Annotated in this window: 2 protein-coding genes, 1 tRNA gene and 1 pseudogene; 1 reads left to right on the forward strand and 3 read right to left on the reverse strand. The window is 67.5% G+C overall.

Features of this window, described 5'->3' with window-relative positions:
* Nucleotides 1–35 precede the first annotated feature (35 nt).
* Nucleotides 36–1781 (forward strand): M14 family metallopeptidase, encoded by a 1746-nt coding sequence (locus tag VTU_RS0120185; RefSeq protein ID WP_010107954.1) that lies wholly within the window; start codon nt 36–38, stop codon nt 1779–1781.
* An 86-nt stretch (nt 1782–1867) separates the two neighbouring features.
* On the opposite strand, the gene VTU_RS0120190 is transcribed toward VTU_RS0120185, so the two are convergent.
* The 3 genes and pseudogenes from VTU_RS0120190 to VTU_RS33980 all read right to left on the reverse strand — a co-directional run.
* A tRNA-Thr gene (locus VTU_RS0120190) sits at nt 1868–1943 on the reverse strand.
* A gap of 12 nt (nt 1944–1955) precedes the next feature.
* Nucleotides 1956–2962 (reverse strand): annotated as a pseudogene (locus VTU_RS28915) (class 1 fructose-bisphosphatase).
* 71 nt (nt 2963–3033) lie between these two features.
* Nucleotides 3034–3181 (reverse strand): aminopeptidase N C-terminal domain-containing protein (locus VTU_RS33980; protein ID WP_010107960.1); only part of this gene is annotated, 148 nt, incomplete at its 5' end.

The following is a 3181-nucleotide window of genomic DNA, read 5'->3' on the forward strand; positions in this document are numbered from 1 at the left end:
CGACAGGCTGAGCGCAACGATCGGAAGAATCCACCATGCTCCTGCGCTCCTTTCTGCGCCGCTGCGCACCGCCCCGGCGCCTGTCCTCCTGGCCTGCATCGGCCTGCACCGCGCTCGCAGCAGCGCTGCTGACGGCATGCAGCAGCACGCCGCTGCCCCCGTGGCCCACGGCTCCCGCAGCCCAAACACCTGGCGCGGCGCGGCCCGTCGCCCCGCCGCCACCGACCGCGCCGGCGCCATCCGGCGGAACGCCACCGTATGGCGCCAACGTGAGCGCAAAATTTCCCGATCCCCCCACGGTCTACGACACGCCCGGGCTGGCCCCCGGGCGCAGGGCCTTCACCACGAATGCCGAACTGGGCCAGTGGCTGGAGTCCATCGCCGCGCAGGCACGCTCGCCGAACAAGCTCGCCCGGGTGTTCCATGCCGGCAAATCGCAGCGCGGTGCACCCATCCTGGGTCTTTTGCTCACCGGCGATCCGGCAACGGACCGCGCCAGCCCGGACACCAGCGACCGGCCCACGGTGCTGCTCATCGGCGCGCAGCACGGCGACGAACCCGCGAGCACCGAGGCCCTGCTCGTGATCAGCCGGGAACTGGCCCAGGGCATGCTCGAGGGTCTGCTGAAACACATCCAGGTGATCGTGGTGCCGCGCGCGAATCCCGACGGGATCGATGCAGGCAGCCGGAACACCGCGAACGGCGTGGACATGAACCACGACCACCTGCTGCTGAACACCCCCGAGGCGCGCGCGCTCGCCCGCTTGGTCAGCGAGTACCGGCCGGTCCTGGTCGTCGAGGCGCACGAGTTCACCGTCGCCGGCCGCTACCTGCAGAAATTCAACGCCGTCCAGCGCTACGACGCGCTGCTGCAATACACCACCACGGCGAACTATCCCGAGTTCCTGACCCGGGCCTCGCAGGAGTGGTACTTCGAGCCCATGACGCAGGCGCTCACCGCGCAGGGTCTGACGAGCGATTGGTACTACACCACCCCGACCGATCCGCAGGACAAGCGCATCTCCATGGGCACGGCGCAGCCCGATACGGGACGCAACGTGAACGGCCTGAAGAACGCCGTGAGCCTGATGATCGCGACGCGCGGCGTGGGCATCGGCCGCATGCATATCCAGCGCCGCGTGCACACGCAGGTCACGGCCATTACCAGCGTCCTGGAAAGCACGGTGAAACGGGCCGCCGATCTGAAGCGGGTGCAGTCCTTCGTGGAGCGGGAGGTGAGCGCCCAGGCCTGCCGCGATCAGGTGGTGCTCGAAGCCGCGGCCACCCCCGGCCAGCGCAACCTGGACTTCCTGGACCCCGAAACGGGCGCGCTACGCTCCATCCACGTCGATTGGGACTCCACCTTGGCATTGCGCCCCACCAAGTCGCGCGCGCGCCCCTGCGGCTACTGGCTGGCAGCCAGTTCCACGGCCGCCGTGGAGCGCCTGCGGCTGCTGGGCCTGCAGGTCATGCGCATTGCCGAGTCTGGAACGGCGCTGGCCGAAACCTATCACGAAACGGCGCATGAATCCGGCGTGCGCGGCCCGATCGCGGGCGACCCGGAAACCGTGCGCGTGCAGGTGGCCGTGCAGCGCCGTGCCATCGATCTGCCTGCGGGCAGCTTCTACGTGCCACTGAACCAGCCCCGCGCGCATCTGGCCGTGGCGGCGCTCGAACCCGACACGCCGCACAGTTACTTCGCCAACCGGGTGCTCGACGAGCTCGCGCAGACGGCGCGCATCATGGTCCCTGTGTCCCTGGTATTTGAAGACACCGAGTAACGCAAGGCGGTGGCATGGGCCATGGGCATGAAAAAAGCCTCCTTGGTCCTGCGCTATCACCTGCGCATCAGGAATTCAGAGGCTTGTGGTGCCGGAGAGAGGAGTCGAACCCCCGACCTTCTCATTACGAATGAGCTGCTCTACCAACTGAGCTACACCGGCGAAAAACGGGCATTATAGCCCGCGGTGGTAGTCCGTCACGCGCTGCACCTCGTTTTTTGATCCGAGGATCACGCTCACGCGCTCGTGCAACTGGGTGGGCTGGATGTCCAGGATGCGCTGCCTGCCGTTGGTCGCCGCGCCGCCGGCCTGCTCGACGATCCAGCCCATGGGGTTGGCCTCGTACATCAGGCGCAGCTTGCCGGTTTTTCGGGTTCGCGCCGGTCCCAGGGGTACATGAAGATTCCGCCGCGCGTGAGGATGCGGTGCACGTCGGCGACCATGCTGGCGATCCAGCGCATGTTGAAGTCCTTGCCGCGCGGGCCTTCGCGGCCCTGCAGGCATTCGTCGATGTAGCGCTTCACGGGCGCGTCCCAGTGGCGCTGGTTGCTCATGTTGATCGCGAATTCCTGCGTGTCCTCGGGGATGCGCGGGTTTTCCTGCGTGAGCAGGAACGAGCCCTGCTCGCGGTCGAGCGTGAACAGCGCAACGCCCGCGCCCACGGTGAGCACCAGCGTGGTCTGCGGGCCGTAGATGCAGTAGCCGGCGGCGACCTGCTGGCTGCCGGGCTGCAGGAAGTCGCTGCCCGCGACGTCGCGCGCGCCGTCGGGCTTTCTGAGCACGCTGAAGATCGTGCCTATGCTCACGTTCACGTCGATATTGCTCGACCCGTCCAGCGGGTCGAAGAGCAGCAGGTATTCGCCCTGCGGGTAGCGGTTCGGCACCGGGTAGATTCCGGCCATTTCCTCCGACGCCATGGCCGCGAGGTGGCCGCCCCATTCGTTGGCCTCGATCAGCACCTCGTTGGCAATGATGTCGAGCTTTTTCTGAATCTCGCCCTGCACGTTCTCGCTCGCTGCGCTGCCCAGCACGCCCCCCAGGGCGCCCTGGTTCACGGCGTGGCTGATGCTCTTGCAGGCGCGCGCAACGATTTCGAGCAGCAGGCGCAGCTGCGCCGGAATCAGGCCGTCGGCCCGTTGCTGTTCGACGAGGTAGCGGGTCAGGCTGATGCGCTTCGTCATGCTGGTTTTTCCTTGCGGTTTTCCATGATGCTACGCGTCCCCCACGGCCCATGAAACAGGCTCGGGGGTGTTCACTCCAGCGCGCAGTTGAGCACCTCGCGCAGGTCGGGGGAGAGATCGGGTTTCGCAGCGACGCGCGAAATCGCCTCGCGCGCCGCGCTGCGCCAGGGCTCGGCCAGTTTCTTCCAGTGCTCCAGCGCGCGCGCCAGGCGCGCGGCG

Origin of the sequence: Verminephrobacter aporrectodeae subsp. tuberculatae At4, from assembly GCF_000193225.1 — a bacterium.
GTDB classification, from domain to species: Bacteria; Pseudomonadota; Gammaproteobacteria; order Burkholderiales; family Burkholderiaceae_C; genus Acidovorax; species Acidovorax aporrectodeae.